16 protein-coding genes are annotated in these 17,355 nt (G+C 71.8%); 9 read left to right on the forward strand and 7 right to left on the reverse strand.

Translation table 11 applies throughout. The annotated features are described in order from the left end of the window. Positions 1-100: 100 nt before the first annotated feature. On the forward strand, positions 101-1,051 hold the full coding sequence (locus tag IE317_RS18865) for a threonine ammonia-lyase (RefSeq protein WP_191311826.1): 951 nt from the start codon (positions 101-103) through the stop codon (positions 1,049-1,051). On the opposite strand, the gene IE317_RS18870 is transcribed toward IE317_RS18865, so the two are convergent. Together IE317_RS18870 and IE317_RS18875 are read right to left on the reverse strand one after the other, a co-directional pair. Continuing rightward, positions 1,048-2,580 carry an MFS transporter gene (locus IE317_RS18870; protein ID WP_191311828.1) on the reverse strand — a complete coding sequence of 511 codons (1,533 nt, stop codon included), beginning with the start codon at positions 2,578-2,580 and terminating at the stop codon, positions 1,048-1,050. The genes IE317_RS18865 and IE317_RS18870 overlap by 4 nt on opposite strands. 44 nt (positions 2,581-2,624) lie before the next feature. Continuing rightward, positions 2,625-3,380: a GntR family transcriptional regulator gene (locus IE317_RS18875; protein ID WP_086846871.1), complete on the reverse strand. Its 756-nt coding sequence runs from the start codon at positions 3,378-3,380 to the stop codon at positions 2,625-2,627. Between the two features lie 148 nt (positions 3,381-3,528). Here IE317_RS18875 and IE317_RS18880 point away from each other — a divergent pair, with 148 nt between their 5' ends. Together IE317_RS18880 and IE317_RS18885 are read left to right on the forward strand one after the other, a co-directional pair. Then, positions 3,529-4,575, forward strand: coding sequence for an SIS domain-containing protein (locus tag IE317_RS18880; RefSeq protein ID WP_191311830.1), 1,047 nt, complete (start codon positions 3,529-3,531; stop codon positions 4,573-4,575). Further along, positions 4,572-5,537: an N-acetylglucosamine kinase gene (locus tag IE317_RS18885; RefSeq protein ID WP_191311832.1), complete on the forward strand. Its 966-nt coding sequence runs from the start codon at positions 4,572-4,574 to the stop codon at positions 5,535-5,537. Before IE317_RS18880 ends, IE317_RS18885 begins: the two co-directional genes overlap by 4 nt. 101 nt (positions 5,538-5,638) lie before the next feature. Here the strand turns inward: IE317_RS18885 and IE317_RS18890 are convergent, their stop codons facing one another. Beyond that, on the reverse strand, positions 5,639-6,298 hold the full coding sequence (locus tag IE317_RS18890) for a DUF3159 domain-containing protein (RefSeq protein ID WP_191311834.1): 660 nt from the start codon (positions 6,296-6,298) through the stop codon (positions 5,639-5,641). 268 nt (positions 6,299-6,566) lie between these two features. Here IE317_RS18890 and IE317_RS18895 point away from each other — a divergent pair, with 268 nt between their 5' ends. The 6 genes from IE317_RS18895 (at position 6,567) to IE317_RS18920 (ending at position 11,296) form a co-directional block, all read left to right on the forward strand. Then, the gene (locus tag IE317_RS18895; RefSeq protein WP_191311836.1) at positions 6,567-7,382 is read left to right on the forward strand and encodes an SGNH/GDSL hydrolase family protein; all 816 of its coding nucleotides are present in this window, start codon (positions 6,567-6,569) and stop codon (positions 7,380-7,382) included. 434 nt (positions 7,383-7,816) lie between these two features. Next, complete coding sequence (locus IE317_RS18900) at positions 7,817-8,548, forward strand: OmpA family protein (protein ID WP_229902786.1); 732 nt, start codon at positions 7,817-7,819, stop codon at positions 8,546-8,548. A gap of 14 nt (positions 8,549-8,562) precedes the next feature. Further along, positions 8,563-8,970, forward strand: a complete 408-nt coding sequence (locus tag IE317_RS18905) for a hypothetical protein (protein ID WP_191311838.1) — start codon at positions 8,563-8,565, stop codon at positions 8,968-8,970. 55 nt (positions 8,971-9,025) lie between these two features. Further along, the gene (locus IE317_RS18910) at positions 9,026-9,502 is read left to right on the forward strand and encodes a DUF6932 family protein (protein ID WP_191311839.1); all 477 of its coding nucleotides are present in this window, start codon (positions 9,026-9,028) and stop codon (positions 9,500-9,502) included. Beyond that, on the forward strand, positions 9,499-10,380 hold the full coding sequence (locus IE317_RS18915; RefSeq protein WP_086852001.1) for a hypothetical protein: 882 nt from the start codon (positions 9,499-9,501) through the stop codon (positions 10,378-10,380). The genes IE317_RS18910 and IE317_RS18915 overlap by 4 nt, the downstream gene beginning before the upstream one ends. A gap of 250 nt (positions 10,381-10,630) precedes the next feature. Next, complete coding sequence (locus IE317_RS18920) at positions 10,631-11,296, forward strand: DUF4190 domain-containing protein (protein ID WP_191311841.1); 666 nt, start codon at positions 10,631-10,633, stop codon at positions 11,294-11,296. Positions 11,297-11,575: 279 nt separating this feature from the next. On the opposite strand, the gene IE317_RS18925 is transcribed toward IE317_RS18920, so the two are convergent. The 4 genes from IE317_RS18925 to ectB all read right to left on the reverse strand — a co-directional run bounded on the left by IE317_RS18925 (position 11,576) and on the right by ectB (position 17,341). Further along, complete coding sequence (locus tag IE317_RS18925; RefSeq protein ID WP_191311843.1) at positions 11,576-14,338, reverse strand: AfsR/SARP family transcriptional regulator; 2,763 nt, start codon at positions 14,336-14,338, stop codon at positions 11,576-11,578. A 415-nt stretch (positions 14,339-14,753) separates the two neighbouring features. After that, the gene (gene thpD, locus IE317_RS18930) at positions 14,754-15,656 is read right to left on the reverse strand and encodes an ectoine hydroxylase (RefSeq protein WP_191311846.1); all 903 of its coding nucleotides are present in this window, start codon (positions 15,654-15,656) and stop codon (positions 14,754-14,756) included. Between the two features lie 26 nt (positions 15,657-15,682). Beyond that, positions 15,683-16,075 (reverse strand): ectoine synthase, encoded by a 393-nt coding sequence (locus IE317_RS18935; protein WP_191311848.1) that lies wholly within the window; start codon positions 16,073-16,075, stop codon positions 15,683-15,685. Between the two features lie 12 nt (positions 16,076-16,087). Continuing rightward, on the reverse strand, positions 16,088-17,341 hold the full coding sequence (gene ectB, locus IE317_RS18940) for a diaminobutyrate--2-oxoglutarate transaminase (RefSeq protein ID WP_191311849.1): 1,254 nt from the start codon (positions 17,339-17,341) through the stop codon (positions 16,088-16,090). Between the last annotated feature and the right edge of the window lie 14 nt (positions 17,342-17,355).

Below are 17,355 nucleotides of genomic sequence, written 5' to 3' on the forward strand. Positions count from 1 at the left end.
CGCGTGAGGCACTCCCCTCGTTGCCACGGCGTGAGGAGGACCACTCTGTCTGTCCATAATAGACACTCCATCCCGAACGTTTTCTTGACATACTCGGCACATGGAACTGGTGACGATCTCTGACGTCGAGGCCGCCGCGAAGCGTGTCGAAGATGTCGCCGTGCGCACGCCCCTGCTGCTCCAGACGTGGGATCCCCGCGGAACCCTGTGGCTCAAACCCGAAAACCTGCAACCGGTCGGGGCGTTCAAGGTGCGCGGCGCGTTCAACGCCATCGCCACCCTCGACGACGCGGCCCGCGCCCGTGGCGTCATCGCCTACTCGAGCGGCAACCACGCGCAGGCCGTCGCGTATGCCGCGCAGCGGTACGGCGTGCCCGCGGTGATCGTCGTGCCGGACGTCGCGCCGCGGATCAAGGTCGAGGCCACCCGCTCGTACGGCGCCGAGGTCATCGAGGTGCCCATCGGCGAACACGAGGGCAAAGCGCGCGAACTGGCCGTCGAACGCGGGCTGACCCTCGTCCCGCCGTTCGACCACGCGGCCATCATCGCCGGGCAGGGCACCGCCGGCCTGGAGATCGCCGAGGACCTGCCGGACGTCGAGGTGGTGCTCGTGCCGATCAGCGGCGGCGGGCTGGCGGCCGGGGTCGGCACGGCGATCAGGGCCCGCTGCCCGCGGGCGCGCGTGATCGGCGTCGAGCCCGCGGTGGCCGCCGACGTCGCCGACAGCCTCCGGCGGGACGAGCTGGTCCGGTGGCCGCAGGCCGACCGCGCCCGCACGATCGCCGACGGCCTGCGCTCGCAGCCGTCGGAACTGACGTTCGCCCATTTGCGCGAGGTCGTGGACGGGATGGTGACGGTGTCCGAGGACGAGATCCGCGAGGCGGTCCGCGTCCTCGCCCGCAAGGCCCGGCTGGTCGCCGAGCCCAGCGGCGCGGTCACGACGGCGGCGTACCTCTTCCACGGCGACGAGCTCCCGGCAGGCAAGACGGTCGCGCTCGTCTCGGGCGGCAACGCCGACCCGGCGATGTTCGCCGAGATCTTGGCAGGTTAGGACCCGGCGACGGGGGCCCGGCCGCCGCGGATGTGCGTCGGCGGGCCCTCCACGCCGCAGTGGTAGCACTCGCCCAGGTGGGGGCACTCGCCGTCCGGCTTGACCTCCGAAGACGACGACGGTGGCGCGAGGACGCCGTTGTGGATGCCCAGCGCGATCAGCCCGCCCGCGATCGCCAGGGCCGCGCAGATGACCAGCGCCGTCCGCCAGCCCGCCGTCAGCGCGACCGGGTCCGCGTACGCCTCGCCGGTCAGCCCGGCCGCCGCCGGCAGCACCGCCACCGCCAGCAGCCCGCCGGAGCGGGCGATGGCGTTGTTGACGCCCGACGCCACCCCGGCGTAGCGGTCCGGGGCCGCGGCGAGCACCGTCGCGGTCACCGGGGCCACCACCGTCGCCAGGCCGAGCCCGAACACGACCACCGCGGGGAGCACCGCGCCGAGGTAGGACGCGCCGGGCGCGATGCGCAGCATCAGCAGCATCCCGACGCCGACGACGATCGGGCCGACCACCAGCTGCGTCCGCGGCCCGATGCGCTGCGCGAGCGCGCCGGACCGGCCCGAGAGCAGCAGCATGATCACCGTCAGCGGCAGCCCGGCCAGCCCGGACGCGGTCGGCGAGTAGCCGAGCGAGACCTGCAGCTGCATGACCAGCAGCATCATCACGCCGCCGAGCGCGGCGTAGACGACGAACGTCAACGCGTTCGAGAGGGTGAACGTGCGGTCGCCGAACAGCGACGGCGGCACGAGCGGCTCGTGCGAGCGGTGCTGGACGACGACGAACGCGGCCAGCCCGGCGATCCCCAGCAGGCCCGCCCCCAGCACGAGCGGGTCGCCGATGCCGCGGGCGGGCGCCTCCACCAGCGCGCCGGTGATCCCGGCGAGGCCGAGGGCGCCGAGGGCGGCGGCGCCGAAGTCCGGGTGGCCGGTGGCGTCCGGGTCACGGGATTCGGGGACGAACTTCCGCGCCATCAGCACCACCGCGACCGCGATCGGCACGTTGATGAGGAACGCCAGCCGCCACGACCAGACCTGCACGAGAAAGCCGCCGAGCAGCGGCCCGGCGGCGGCCGCGATGCCGCCGAGGCCGGACCAGGCGCCGATCGCGCGGGCGCGGGCGTCGTGCGCGAAGGAGGCCTGCAGGATCGCGAGCGACCCGGGCGTCAGGAGGGCGCCGCCGATGCCCTGCAGGATCCGCGTCGCGACGAGCATCTCGGTGGACGTCGCCGCGGCGCACAGCCCGGACGCGACGCCGAACCAGACCACGCCGACGAGGTACATCCGGCGCCGGCCGTACCGGTCGCCCAGCGAACCGGCGACGAGGATGAGCGCGGCGAGGGCCAGCATGTAGCCGTCGAGGATCCACTGGAGCCCCGCGACGGACGCGTTGAGTTCGGCGCCGATGCGGGGCAGGGCGACGTTGACGATCGTGCCGTCGAGCATCGCCATGCCCGAACCGAGGATCGTGGTGGCCAGCAGGCCGCGGGCGGCACCGGTGCCCCAGCGGATCCCGGTGTCTTCGGTGGCAGTCACCCGGCCACCTTCACGTGACCGGGGACCCCCGTCAACCGCGCCGGTTACGGCAGCAGCGTCGTCACGAACTTGTAGCGGTCGCCGCGGTAGACCGAGCGGGCGAACTCGACCGGCTTGCCGTCCGTGGCGAACGAGTGCCGGGTCAGCATCAGCACCGGCATGCCGACGTCCGCCCCGAGCATCTCCGCTTCCTGCGGCCCCGCCAGTGACGTCTCGATCGTTTCTTCCGCGCGTTCGAGTTCGACGCCGTAGTGCTCGCGTAGAACGGCGTACAACGAACCGCCGGCCGAGACGTGCTTGCGCAGCCCGCGGAAGCGGCCGAGCGGCAGGTGTGTGGTCTCGAGCGCCATCGGCTGCGAGTCCGCCAGTCGAAGTCGTCGAAGGCGGAGGATTTTCGCGCCGGTCCGGATGCCGAGCAGCTTCGCGAGGTCGCCCTCGACCGGCATTTCCTCGACTTCCAACAATTTCGACGACGGCTTCAGGCCCTGCTTGCGCATGTCCTCGGTGTAGGAGGACAGCTGGAGCCGCTGGGCGAGCTTCGGTTCGGCCGCGAAGGTGCCTTTGCCCTGCACGCGGTGCAGGCGCCCCTCGGCGGTCAGGTCGGCCAGCGCCTGGCGCACGGTGGTGCGGGAGACCGTGAACTCCCCGGCGAGCGCGCGTTCGGTCGGGATCGGCGACCCCGGCGGCAGCACGTCCAGGAGGTCGAGGAGGTGCTGTTTCAGCGCCCAGTACTTGGGCTCGCGCTGTCCGCGCATCCCGGCGACGGCGCCCGCCTCGCCCGTGGTGGTGGTCTCCAACATGCCCGGCTCCCTATGTCTTCCCTCATCGCACGCCACGTCCCCGTAAGAAACGTACCCTTTTCCCCAAACGCGCCGCCCCTATAACATTGGTCTAGACCTGACCGACGCCGCCTGAGTCCGGTACATAATGCCGGAGGTGGAGAGGAAAATGATGACGGAAGAACGGCCCGGCGCGCACATGGCCGCGGAGATCGCCCAGCAGCCGGAGGTCCTGGCCGGACTGGTGGCGCGTCAGGCGGAAATCGCCGAAGTGGCGGAAAAGATCTCACAACACCCTCCGCGGTTCGCGTTGCTCGCCGCGCGTGGATCGAGCGACCACGCAGCGTTGTACGCGAAGTACCTGATCGAGGTACTGCTCGGCCTTCCGGCCGGCCTGGTTTCCCCGTCCACGGCGACCCTGTACGGCGCCCGGCCCGATCTGCGGGACGTGCTGTTCGTCACGGTCAGCCAGAGCGGCGGCTCGCCCGACCTGATCGAGGTCACCGAAACGGCGCGGCGCCAGGGCGCGCTGACGGTCTCGGTCACCAACACGCCGGACTCGCCGCTGCGGGCGGCGTCGGAGCTCGGCGTCGACATCGGCGCGGGCGTCGAGAAGGCCGTCGCGGCCACCAAGACGTACTCCGCGACGCTGATGGCGCTGTACCTGCTGATCGACGCGGTGCGCGGCGGCAAGGCGGCCGACGCCGAGAAGATCGGCGAGCTGGCGCAGCAGACCCTCGACGGCGCCGCCGAGGGCGTGCAGCGCGCGGTCGACCGGTACCGCTTCGTGGACCGCGTCCTCACCACCGGCCGCGGCTACTCCTACGCCAGCGCGCTCGAGGGGTCGCTCAAGCTCGCCGAGACCAGTTACCTCGCCGCCCGCGCGTACAGCGGCGCGGACCTGCTGCACGGTCCGGTCGCGGCGGTGGACGGCGAGACCGCGGTGCTCGCGGTGACCAGCGCCGGGCACGGCGGCCGCGCGATGCACGAGGTCCTCGAGGCCGTCGGCAAGCGCGGCGCGGACGTCCTCGCGGTCGGTTCGGCCGCCGCCGAGGTGCCCGCGGCGCTGCGCATCGACGTCGCCCCGACGGTCGAGGAGCTGGCGCCGATCCTGGAGATCCTGCCGATCCAGCGGATCGCGCTCGGCCTGTCGCTGGCCCGCGGCGGCGACCCGGACAGCCCGCGTGGCCTGCTGAAGGTGACCAAGACGAGGTGAGCTTCGCGATCGGCGTCGACGCCGGCGGGACGTCGACCAGGGCCGCACTGGTCGACGCCGCGGGCGCGGTGCTGGGCACCGGGCGCAGCGAAGGAGCCAACCCGAACGCGCACGCGCCCGAGGCCGCCGCGGGCCGGATCGCCGGCGCGATCACCGCGGCGCTCGGCGCGCACGACCCCGGCGCCGTCCGCGCGTGCGTCGTCGGCATGGCCGGGGTCAGCAAGCTGAGCGACCCGGGCGTGGCGGCGGTCTTCGAAGCGGCCTGGACGCGAATCGGTCTCACGTGTGCCGTCCGGACGGTCGCCGACGCCGAAGTCGCGTACGCGTCGGCGACGCCCGCCCCGGACGGGACGGTCGTCGTCGCCGGCACCGGCTCGATCGTGGGCCGGATCCGGAATCGGCGGCTGGCCGCCACGACCGGTGGCTACGGCTGGCTGCTCGGCGACGAGGGGTCGGCGTTCTGGCTCGGCCGCGAGGCCGTCCGCTCCACTTTGGAGGCACTGGGGCGCGGCCGGCCGCTCGACGGGCTCCCGTCGGCGGTGCTCGCCGCCGCCCTCGGACTGTCCGCAGTGGACGTCCGTGACGACGCCGGGCGGCTGGCCGCGTCCCGGGCGTTGATCACGGCGGCGAACGCGGAGGCTCCGGTCCGGCTCGCCCGGTTCGCCCCGCTGGTGAGCGCGGCGCACGACGCGGGCGAGCCGGCGGCCCGGGAGATCGTCGCCCGCGCGGCCGGGCACCTGGCCGAGAACGCCCTCGCGGCGCGCGAGCCCGGCGAGTCGACTCCGGTCGTGCTCGTCGGCTCCGTGCTCACCGGAGCGAGCCCGGTCGGCGAGCTCGTGCGCCGCCAGCTGGCCGGTCTCGAGGTGCTGACCAGCTCCGATGGGGTGCTGGGGGCCGCGTGGCTGGCGGCCGTGGACGCCTTCGGCGAGGGGACGCCGCGACCCCGCGCGCAAGGATATTGAGCAAAACTCGGCGCAAAGCCGCGAAAACGTCGACTGAACCCGGGTAGTCCGGGTACCGTAGGCAGTGGCCCCCGGACCCTCCCCCCTCGCCGGGGGCCGCCTTATGCCCCGGGTACGTCGTCCGAGCGGGTTTCCGGCGCCAGGCGCAGGCCGGGGTGCTCCGGCGGCAACGCCCGGTAGAGCACCCAGCCACTGACCGCGACGGTCAGCGCGACGAGCGGCCACGACAGCACCGTGCGCGCCACGCCGAGGGCGATCACCTGGCCGGCCCACCACAGCAGGCCGTAGACGACCACGCGCAGCGTGTACTGGAGCACCCACACCCAGCTGGCCCGGGAGTAGGCCTTGAGCAGCACGGCGTCGCGGCGCCAGCGCGTCTTCTGGCCCAGCAGCAGGCCGACGACGACGCCGAGCAGCGGCCAGCGCACCACGATGCTGGCCGCCCACAGCAGCGCACTGGCCACATTGGACATCAGCTGCAGCAGGAAGAAGTCCTGGGCGCGGCCGGTGTGCAGGGCGATCAGCGCGGCGGCGACGACGGCGGCCAGGCTGACGACGAGCGCGCGGACCTTGCCACCCCCGGCGATCCGGACGATCCCGACCACGACGGCGACAGCGACGGCGGCAGCGGCACCCCAGGCCACAGACTGACCTGCGGCCAGCCAGCCGACGACGAAGCCGACGGGCGGGATGCTGGCGTCGAGCGCGCCCCGGCGGCCACCGAGGATCTGCGCGAGCGATTCACGGGGTTCTCCGGACACGTGTCCAGCCTGCCGGATCGGGTCCGGGACGCCCCGGTCAGGGAGATTTTCGCCACACCGGGTGCCGGATTTGACTCCGAGTGTGCGGTTTCACGGCATGCCGGAGGTGAAGACCACGTAATAGAGAGGCGGAGAAGGCCGACAAGATAAGACACTGTTACCGCAGGCTGAACGCCCGGGGGTGGAGCGGGTTTGCGGCCGATGGTTAGTTGAGGTGTACAACTACATGTCGGGGTGTGTCGGTCGCAGGATGGGAAGGGGACCCAACGTGTACGGATTCGACAGCTACGTAGCCCTCGGTGACAGCTTCACCGAAGGACTCAACGACGGCCTGCCGGACGGTTCCTTCCGGGGCTGGGCCGACCGGCTCGCGGAGGTGCTGGCCGCCGGCCGCAGCGACTTCCGCTACGCCAACCTGGCCCTGCGGGGCAAGATGCTCGACGAGATCCTGGACGAGCAGCTGCCGATCGCGTTGGAGCTCAAGCCCGACCTGGTGACGCTGTGTGCCGGCGGCAACGACATCATCGTGCCGGGCGCGGACGTCGACGCGGTCACCGAGCGCCTGGAGGAGGGCGTCGCGAAGCTGCGCGAGGCGGGTATCCCGGTGCTGATGTTCAACGGCCCGGACACGAAGGTCCTGTCGGTGATGTCGGTGCTGCGCGGCAAGGTGGCGATCTACAACACCAACCTGTGGGCGATCGCGGAGCGCCACGGAGCCCGCATGGTCGACCTGTGGACGATGGCGCCCCTGCACGACCGCCGAGCCTGGAGCGACGACCGGCTGCACTTCTCCCCGGACGCCCACCGCCGCATCGCGCTGAAGGCGGCGGAGGTGCTGGGGATCCCGGTGGAGGCGGACTGGCGCGAGCCGTGGCCCCTGGAGGACACGCCGAGCCGCTGGATCGACTCGCGGCGCTCGGACCTGACGTGGACGAAGGTGCACCTGCTGCCGTGGATCCGGCGGCAGCTGCGAGGCGAGTCGATGGGCGACGGGCTGTCGCCGAAGCGGCCGCAGCTGGCGCCGCTGCTGCCGTTGGAGGTGCTCGAGGTGCCGGAGGCTGCGCCGCACCAGCAGGCGAGCTGAGGTTTCGGTCTTCGGGAGGGGCTTGAAGCGCGCCTGAGGGGTCGGCGCGGCAGCTCGCGGGTGTGGTGGCCCCGGCCTACCCGGCAGGCGGGCTGAGTCTTGCCTGCGGGAGGGCTCCGGCGTGGCGATCTCCAGGCCATCTCTGGACCGCGGCAGCAAAGCCCCACCCCGCCCGGAGTGCGCGCCCCAGAGAGCTGTACCCGCCCCCGAGCCCCCCGCTCCGGAGCGCTGCCCCGCCCAAAACCCGCCCAGGACCTGGCCCACCCTCCCAGGGGGAGCCACCCGCTTCCAGCGTACCGCCCACCTCCGACAGAACGTGCCCGACCGAACACGATCCCCCGAGTTGTCCACATGTCGACTTACCTGGGGACAACTTGTGGAACACCACCCGGATTCAGGTCGCCAACCCGCGGCACCCGGCTTACAGTCCCCTTATGCGTCGGCGCTGGATCCTCGTGGTCCCGGTTGCGGTGCTGGTCACAGCGCTGCTCGCGGGTATCGCCACCTGGACTCGGTCCGGGAGCATGGAGCGGGACCTGACCGCGCGGTCGCAGGCCGCCCTCTTCCAAGCAGGCCTGCCCACCGGGGATGTCCGGTTCGACGGCCGGGACGCCACCCTCAGCGGGTTCCCGCCGGCGCAAGCGCTCCAAGCCCTCGAAATCGTGCAGCACGTCGAGGGCGTCCGGGCCGCGAAGGTCAACGGCGACGTCATCCCCGTGGCGCCGAGCAGCACCACCGCGACCACGGCACCGACGACCACCACCACCACGAGCCCGCCGCCGACCACCAGCACCACCGCTCCGCCGCCCACCGACAAGGCCGGCGTGCAGGCCGAGATCGACCGGATGCTCACCGAGACACCCATCGCCTTCGAGCCCGACACGGCCAAGCTCACCCCCGACGGCGAACAGGCCGCGCGCAGCATCGCGGTCGCCCTCGCCAAGGCGCCCGCCGGGTTCCGGTACCGCGTCACCGGGCACGTCGCGCGGGGGCCCGGTGGCGAGAGCGCCGCCCTCAAACTCTCGCGGGACCGCGCCCGGGCCGTCGCGCGGATCCTCACCGCCAACGGGCTGACGGCCAACCGCGTGACCTACCGGGGGCTGGGCGACACCCGGCCCGCCACCGGTGGCGAAGAAGACCGGCGTGTCGAGATCACGGTCGTTTGAGGGGTGATGAGCTGATGTTCTGGCTGTTCGGACAAATCTGGCTGTGGCTGATCGTCGCCTTCGCCCTGGGTGCGCTCACTTCGTGGCTCGTGGCGCGCACCGTCCAGCGCCCCAAGCCCGAGACCGCACCCGAAGCGCTCGAAGAACCCGAGGAGGAACCGCGGTACGAGCCGCCGCCCCCGCTCTCGACCGAGCAGACGCAGTTCATCCCCGCCGCCTGGGCGCAGCACGCGGCCGATCGGCGGCCCGAGGTGCACGACGACGACGAAGAACCGGATCCCGTCGGGCACCGCGAAGGGCACCTGCCGCTGCCGCCGCAGCGCGGGGCGGAGGCCGAGGAGTGGCCGACCGAAGACGAGCCCGCCTGGCCGCAGGCCGAAGAGGCCCCGCAGTGGCCGCAGCAGCCTGGGCGCGGTGGCTGACACCCATCCTGGTAAGTTCGGCTACGCACTGTGAGCGAGGGCTGAGGAGGGGTGTGTGGCGCTCCCCCATTGGACGTCGCAGCAGGTCCTGCCGCCGGGCCGGCACGCGGGGGACCTCGCCGACGTCTACGAACGCCTGGTGTTCGACGCCCCGCACCAGAACGACCGCGAGATCCTGTTCAGCGCGCTCAACAGCTACCTCGGCGTCGCCCGGCGGATCATCCCGTCCGGCCGCGCCTGGATCGGCGGCGAGCTCATCACCCGGACCGCCCACCCGCCGCGCAGCCTCGACGTCGTCCTCATCCCGGACGAGTGGGGCGCGCTCAAGCGGCTCGACGACGCCGGCCGGTCCGCGCTCTACGGCCTGCTCACGCTGCGCGGCGTGATCGTCGGGCAGCCGGCGATGTACCTCGACCAGGTGCAGCCGGTCGGCGGCATGCTGGACGGCTTCCTCTGCCGTCCCGGCGACGAAGACGTCTGGGCCGAGGTCTGGGCCGAAGGCGGCAGGGGCTACCCGGAGATGATCTGGTGAGGAACGAGTTCCGGCGCATCGCCGACGAGATCCCCGGCGGCACGTGGCTCGACGACCTGGCCCGCGCCTCGGCGATGGCGGCCAACGCCAAGTTCGAGCGGACGTCCCGCTCTCCGCTGCTGCACGTCTCGGTGATCGGCGAGCAGACCATCGACGCCTACACGTTCTCGGACATCAGCCGCGCCCTGCAGGACGCGACGGCGAAGATCGGGCACATCATCCGGAACCCCTCCGGCGAGGTCACCCAGGTCCAGCAGACCGACCGGGACAAGGCGCCGCTGATCCAGCGCGGCCAGGCGGGCAACGCGATCTTCTTCGGCTTCCCGGAGCCGCTGGCCGACGACGCCCTGATCGTCGACGGCATCGAGACGCTGTCCGAGCGCGCGGTCAAGGAGCTGTGCGACTTCCTGCCGGCGAACGGCTCGGACGACGGCGCGCTCGACGCCGTGCTGCTCCAGCGCGACACGGTCCGCAACGCCGTCAGCGACATCGTCAACGCCGTCGCGAAGAACGCCGGCATCGGGATGGCGCTGACCCCGACCGCGGGCGAGCAGGTCACCCGCAGCATGACCACCGAGCAGGCCCGGATCCTGCAGGGCAGCCTCCGCGAGTCCCGCGAGGAGGTCGGCTACGAGACGGTGCGCGGGCGGCTCGACGGCGTCCGCACCCGGCGCCGGATCTTCTACCTCGACCGCGAGTCGGGCGGCACGATCCAGGGCGCGGTGGCGCCGGACCTGCTCGACCAGATCAAGGAGAACCTCGATCGCCCGGTGACGGCCCGGCTGCGCGTCGTGCGCACGACGACGATCGACGGCCGCCGCGGACGGCCCGTCTTCGAACTCCTCGAAATCACCCCGGAAGTCAGCCTTTTCGACTGAAAAGTCCGTTGTGCGACTTTCGTCGTGAACGCTGGTACCGACGGTCGTCGTGGGCCGAACGGCCACGAAAACAGTGGGAACTCCGATATTCTTCCCATTGATCATCGGGCCACGTCATGCCCGCCATGTCAGGAAATATCGATACCCGAGCGCAAATGGTGGGACAATGACTTTTTCCGGAATGTAACAATTTCGTTCGGGGCCACACTTATGGGTTAACGTCGTCGCACTCCCACCCGAAGGGGTTCGCATGATGACCGACCCGCAGTACCCGCCGGCCACCGCGCGCCACGGCAGACCCGCGCCGCCGGTGACGGCCACGGAGCGTCGTCAAGCCAATGCGAAGCCCGCGCGGAACATCCTGGCCATCGTCGGCCTGCTGCTCGGCGTGGCCGCGCTGGTCGTGACCTTCGTGCCGGACATCGAGTGGGTCGCGTGGCCGCTGGGCGGGATCGGGCTGATCCTGGCCGTCACCGGGCTGGTCCAGGTCAAGAAGGGCACCGTGGGCGACCGCGGGGTGGCCGTCACCGCCACCGCCGTCACCGCCGCCGCGCTGCTCACCACGGGCGGGATGCTGCTGTACTCGACCTTCTTCGGCGGCGGCGAGTCCGGGCTCCACCTGCCCGCGGTGGCCACCGACAAGCACGCCGTCACGTTCCAGGTGACCTCGGCGGGCGGCGCGACCGTGCGCTACGGCAGCCTCAACGACCAGCGCACCGAAAACGCGCCCGCCAGCACCGACGCGTGGCAGGGGCAGGCGTCCTACAACAATGGCTCCTACCTGTTGACGCTCACCGCGGACACCCGCAACGCGACGGTCAGCAACGAAATCCGCTGCGCCATTCTGGTCGACGGCAAGAAGGTCGCGGAAAACAGCGGGACGACCATCGCGCTCTGCACCGCGAACGTCGGCTGAGCGGGGATGCCGCCTGGCGACCGGCCGGCCTACCCCCACGTCGGCCGGCCGGGCCGCCACGAGCCGCTCCTGGCGGCTCCGGGCCCCGCGGGGAGATTTCCCGCGCGGGACCTGGCACCGGCGTCTCCGCCTGCCCCTCCCCTAGGGCTCAGCCGGCACCGCCGAACCTACGCGGACACCGCCCGCGCCCACTAAGAATCCACTAAGGATTCAGCACGGGGGCGGGGTCGTGACCCATTCGCAACGAAATTCCCGCTGCCCGAAAGGGCCGGAAAGACTTCACTGCAGATCGGCGAGTTCGGAGCGCACCTCACCGACGAGCTTCGGGTGCACGCGCTCGTAAATGCGCACCGACAACGCCAGTTGTTCGCGCGCGCCGTCGATGTCGCCGCGGGCCCGCAGCACCCGGCCCAGCGTCAGCCGCAGCGTCCCCTCCCGCGCGACGAACTCGCGGCTGATCGCCAGGTCGATCGCTTCCCAGACGTACCGCTCGGCGGCCTCGTGGTCCCCGGCCCGCAGGCTGAGCTCGGCCAGCTTGCCCAGGGAGGCGACGACCTGGTCGTCGTCACCGAACTCGCGGTCGATCCGCAGGCCGGCGCGCTGGTGGGCGATCGCGGCGGGCAGCCGGCCCGCTCGCTTCTCCGCCTGCGCGCAGCTGCTGAGCGCCTGGCCGCGCAGGGTGACGTCGGGGGCGTTCGCGATGGCCTCGGCCAGCCGTTCGATGGCCGCTTCGTGCTCGCCGAGCCGGCTCAGCGCGCGGCCGAGGTGCAGGTCCACCGACGTGCGCAGCCGCTCGTCGGCCGAGGCGGCGGCGAGCTCCGCCGCCCGTTCGGCGTCGGCGAGCCCGAAGCCCGGCAGCTCGAAGGTGAGCGCGATCTCGCACCGCGCGAGCCGCAGCCAGCACTGCCCCGCGACGTCGCCCGCCGCTTCGGCGGCGGCGACACCGAGGTCGGCCATCCGCGTCCACTCGTCCAGCAGCGGGCAGGCGACGCGGTAGGTGTGCGCCAGCCGGGCCAGCCGCCAGACGTCGCCGTAGCGCCCGGCCGCGTACGCGGCGTCGAGGACGGCCAGGAGGTTCGGCCACTCGGCCGCGAACCAGTCGTGCGCCTCGGCGAAGCCGGACAGCGGCGGCATCACGTCGTCGGCGAGGACGTGGGAGAAGTCGAGCGGGTCGGCGACCCGGCCGAGCCGTCGCCGCGCCCGGTCGGCCACCGCCTGGTAGTAGCGGACCGTCGAGCCGAGCACTTCGTCGCGGTCCTTGTCGCTCAGTTCCTGTTCCGCGAGCTCCCGCAGGTACAGCGAGACGAGGTCGTGCGGCACGAAGACGTCACGTTCGGTCTCGGCGATGAGGTTGTGCGCGGCCAGCGCGCGCAGCCGCCGCCGGGCCTCGGCCACCGGGATCTGCGCGACCGCGGCCACCACGTGCGGCCCCGCCATCACCCCGGGCACCGCGCCCAGCTGCAGGAACGTCTCCGCGACCTCGCCGGGCAGCCCGCGGAAGGAGACGTCGAACGCCGCGCGGACGCTGTCGTCGGCCCCGTCGACCTGGAGCCCCGCGAGCCGGGTGCGTTCGTTGCCGAGTTCGTCGACGAGCTCCTCCGCCGTTCGCTGGGCGCCGGCCGAAAGCCGTGCGCCCGCGATCCGCAGCGCCAGCGGCAGGTAGCCGCAGAGCCGCGCGAGGGCGTGGTTGAGGCTCGCCGGGCCGGCGAGCTCCTCGATCAGCGCGACGGCGTCGTCGGGTGCGAGGGTGCCGAGCACGCGCTGCTTGGCCGCGTTCGACACGGCGAGCCCGTCGAGGCGCGAGCGGCTGGTCACCACCGTCATCGTCCGCGCGCTCGGCGGCAGCAGCGGGCGCACCTGCTCGGCGGTGCGGGCGTCGTCGAGCAGCACCAGCATCCGCCGTCCGGCGATCAGCGACCGGTAGAGGGCGACGCGCTCGTGCAGCAGCTCCGGGACCTTCGCGGTTTCGACGCCGAGGCCGAGCAGGAACTGGGTGAGCAGCTCGGCCGGCTCCAGCGGCGGGTGGTGCGGGTCGAAGCCGCGCAGCGACGCGAACAGCACGCCGTCCGGGAACCGCGAAGCAACGCGGTGCGCCCACCACACGACGAGGGTGCTCTTGCCGACCCCGGCGGTGCCGCTGACCACGGCGATCGTCGTCTGCCCGGCCTCGGCCCGGGTGACCAGGCCGTCGAGCCAGGCCAGCTCTTCGGCGCGGCCGGCCAGGTTCGGCACCGCCGCGGGCAGCTGCGAAATCGCCGAACCGCCGCTTTCCCGGGAAAGTGGCGGCCCCTGGTGGGCACCTTCCCGGGAAAGTGGCGGGAGGTCGTCGTTGAGGACGCGCTCGTGCAGCCAGCGGAGTTCGGCGCCGGGCTCGACGCCGAGGGTCCGCAGCGTCGCGCGGGAGACCGTCCGGTACAGCTCGAGCGCGTCCCCGCGGCGGCCCGCGTGGTAGAGCGCCCGCATCAGCTGCCCGGCGGCCCGCTCGGCCAGCGGATCGGCCCGGACGATCGGGCTGAGCTCGACGATCAGCTCCGCGTGCCGGCCGAGTTCGAGGTCGGCGTCGACGCGGGCGCCGTGCACGGCCTTGCGGAGGTCCTCCAGCTCGGGGGCCCGCAGCGACTCGGGCACCCCGCCCAGCGCGGGGCCCTGCCAGAGCGCGAGTGCTTCGGCCAGCAGCGCGGCGGCGGCCTCCGGGGTGGCCACCGACGCGCGGTCCAGCAGCGTGCGCGCCCGGTGGACGTCGATCCGGTCGGGCTCGACGTCCAGCCGGTAGCCCGGCGGGGTGGTGAGGATGCGCGGGCCGTCGAGGTCGCGCAGGATCCGCCGCAGGTGGGAGACGTTGCCGTGGACGATGGTCCGCGCGGTCGCCGGCGGGTCGTGGCCCCACAGGGCGTCGATGATCTCGTCGAGCCCGACGACCTTGCCGGGCTTGAGCGCCAGCAGCGCGAGCAGGCCGCGGACCCCGGGGCCGCCGATCGGGACGGGGTCGTCGCCGTGGAAGAGCTGAACGGGCCCGAGCAGCTGGAGCCGGGTCTGGGCCATGCTCGCGCCCACCTCCCCGGGTCCACGGTGTCCCCCGGCGTCGCCCCCGCCGGAAAAATCAACCTACCGTGGTGGCCGATCGGGGAATACCGCCCCACCGGGCCGGGACCAGGACATTTCGCGACGCTGCGGATTCCGCAGCCGGGATCAGCCGGGCCTGCGATTGACGCCGGACATGACAGGACCCCGTACCACCGGTCCCGATCCGGTGGTACGGGGTCACTGGCAAAACCTCGGCCGGGCCGCCAGGGGGCCGGTCCGCCCGTCCGCCACCGAGGGCAACCGGGCAGGTGAGCTCACCCCGAGCGAAGACCCGCCGCCGGCCGTCCACGAAGACGTGTTGCACGGGCCACACACCCGCGCGGTGGCGCCACGGTAACAGGCCGCACCGAGTCAGTCACCGGTGGGTCGGCAATCACCGCGTGATCGGCGTCGAATCCCGGCCCGCGATGAAGGCCGGCCGCGGCGCGCCGGCCGCGAACGGCTCCTGCAGGGCGTTCTCCACGCTGTTGAACACCAGGAAGATGTTCGAGCGCGGGTACGGGGTGATGTTGTTCCCCGAGCCGTGCATGATGTTCGAGTCGAACCACAGCGCCGAGCCCGCCTGGCCGGTGAACTGGTCGATGCCGTGCTCGGCCGCCATCTTCGTGATGTCGTCCTCGCTGGGCACGCCGACCCGCTGGTCCTTGAGCGAGCTCTTGTAGTTGTCGTCCGGCGTCTCGCCGGCGCACTGGACGAACGTCCGGTGCGAGCCCGGCATGATCATCAGGCCGCCGTTGAACGGGTGGTTGTCGGTCAGCGCGATGGAGCAGCTGACCGCGCGCGGGGCCGGCATGCCGTCCTCCGCGTGCCAGGTTTCGAAGTCCGAGTGCCAGTAGAACCCGGTGCCCTTGAAGCCCGGCATGTAGTTGACACGGCTCTGGTGGATGTACACCTCGGAGCCGAGCAGCTGGCGCGCCCGGTCCAGCACGCGCGGGTCGCGCACCAGTTCGGCGATCAGACCCGAAATCTCGTGGACGTCGAAGATCGACCGGACCTCACCGGTCTTCGCCTCGGTGATCACGCGCTCGTCGCGGGCCAGCTCCCGGTCGGAGGACAGCCGCACCAGCTCCTGCCAGTACGTCTGGACCTCTCCGACGGAGAGCATGTCCTCGACCACGGTGTAACCGCGTGCCTCGTGGTTCGCGAGCGTGGCGGCGTCGATCGGGCCGTCGGCTTCGGTGCCCCACACCGTGGGGTGCACGCGCGGCAGGTGGGCCGGCGTACCGGTGATCCGGGTCGGGTAAGCGTCGTCGACCCGGGTGTCCGTCAGCGTCACGGGCTTCGCCTCCTGTTTCGTCGCCCTTACGGTTCCTCGGTGATGAGCGGATACACGCCGTTTTCGTCGTGCACTTCGCGGCCGGTCACCGGCGGGTTGAACACGCACACGCACTTGATCTCGGTCTTCGGCCGGACCTGGTGCTTGTCGTGGTCGTTGAGCAGGTAGAGCGTGCCGGGCTTGAGCTCGTACACCTTGCCGGTCGCCAGGTCCTCGATCTCGCCCTCACCGGAGGTGATGAACACGGCCTCGATGTGGTTGGCGTACCAGAAGTCGTTGACCGTCCCCGCGTAGAGCGTGGTCTCGTGCACCGAGAAGCCGACGCCCTCCTTGGCGAGGATGATCCGCTTGCTGCGCCAGTTCTCGGTCTTGATGTCGGCGTCGGTGTCGGTGATCTCGTCGAGCGTGCGGACGAGCACGGGCGATCTCCTTTACTTGGTGAGGACGGCCTTGATGGACTCGTCGATGATCGACAGGCCCTGCGTCAGCTCGTCGTCGGTCAGGGTGAGCGGCGGCAGCAGCTTCATGACTTCGCCGTCGGGGCCCGAGGTTTCCATCAGCAGGCCGCGCGCGAACGCTTCCGCGCAGACGCGGCCGGCGAGGTCCCCGTTGGCGAACTCGAGCCCGCGCGCGAGGCCACGGCCCTTGGCGGTCAGGTTCGCTTCCGGGTAGGCCTCGACGATGCCGGAGAAGGCGGTCGCGATGCGCTCGCCCTTCGCCTTGGTCGACTTCTCGAGCGCGTCGTCGCTCCAGTAGACGTCGATCGCTTCCTTGGCGGTGACGAACGCCGGGCTGATCCCGCGGAAGGTGCCGTTGTGCTCGCCCGGCTCCCAGACGTCGAGCTCCGGCTTGATGAGCGTCAGCGCCATCGGGATGCCGTAGCCGCTGATGGACTTCGACAGGCAGACGATGTCCGGCGTGATCCCGGCGTCCTCGAAGGAGAAGAACGGGCCGGTGCGGCCGCAGCCCATCTGGACGTCGTCGAGGATCAGCAGGATGTTGTGGCGCTTGCAGAGGTCGTCGAGGCCCTTCAGCCACTCCAGGCGCGCGGCGTTGATGCCGCCCTCGCCCTGCACGCCTTCGACGATCACCGCGGACGGCTCGTTGAGCCCGCTGCCGGAGTCCTCCAGGAGCTTCTCGAAGTAGAGGAAGTCCGGCATCGCGCCGTCGAAGTACTGGTCGTACGGCATCGGGGTGGCGTGCACCAGCGGGACACCCGCGGCGCCGCGCTTCATCGAGTTGCCGGTGACCGACAGCGCGCCCAGCGTCATGCCGTGGAAGGCGTTGGTGAAGTTGATGACCGACTCGCGCCCGGTCACCTTGCGCGCCAGCTTCAGCGCGGCCTCGACGGCGTTCGCGCCGCCCGGGCCCGGGAACACGACCTTGTAGTTCAGGCTGCGCGGGTCGAGGACCTTGTCGCGGAAGGTCTGCAGGAAGTCGCGCTTGGCCACGGTGAACATGTCCAGGGCGTGGGTGACGCCGTCGCGCTGGATGTAGTCGATCAGGGCCTGCTTCAGCTGCGGGTTGTTGTGCCCGTAGTTCAGCGCGCCGGCGCCGGCGAAGAAGTCCAGGTAGGGCTTTCCGCTCTCGTCGTAGAGGTGGCTGCCCTGCGCGCGGTCGAACACGACCGGCCAGCCGCGGCTGTAGCTGCGTACTTCGGATTCGAGCTCTTCGAAGATGCTCATTTCTTTCTTTCTCT

The organism is Amycolatopsis bullii (assembly GCF_014654205.1).
GTDB classification, from domain to species: domain Bacteria; phylum Actinomycetota; class Actinomycetes; order Mycobacteriales; family Pseudonocardiaceae; genus Amycolatopsis; species Amycolatopsis plumensis.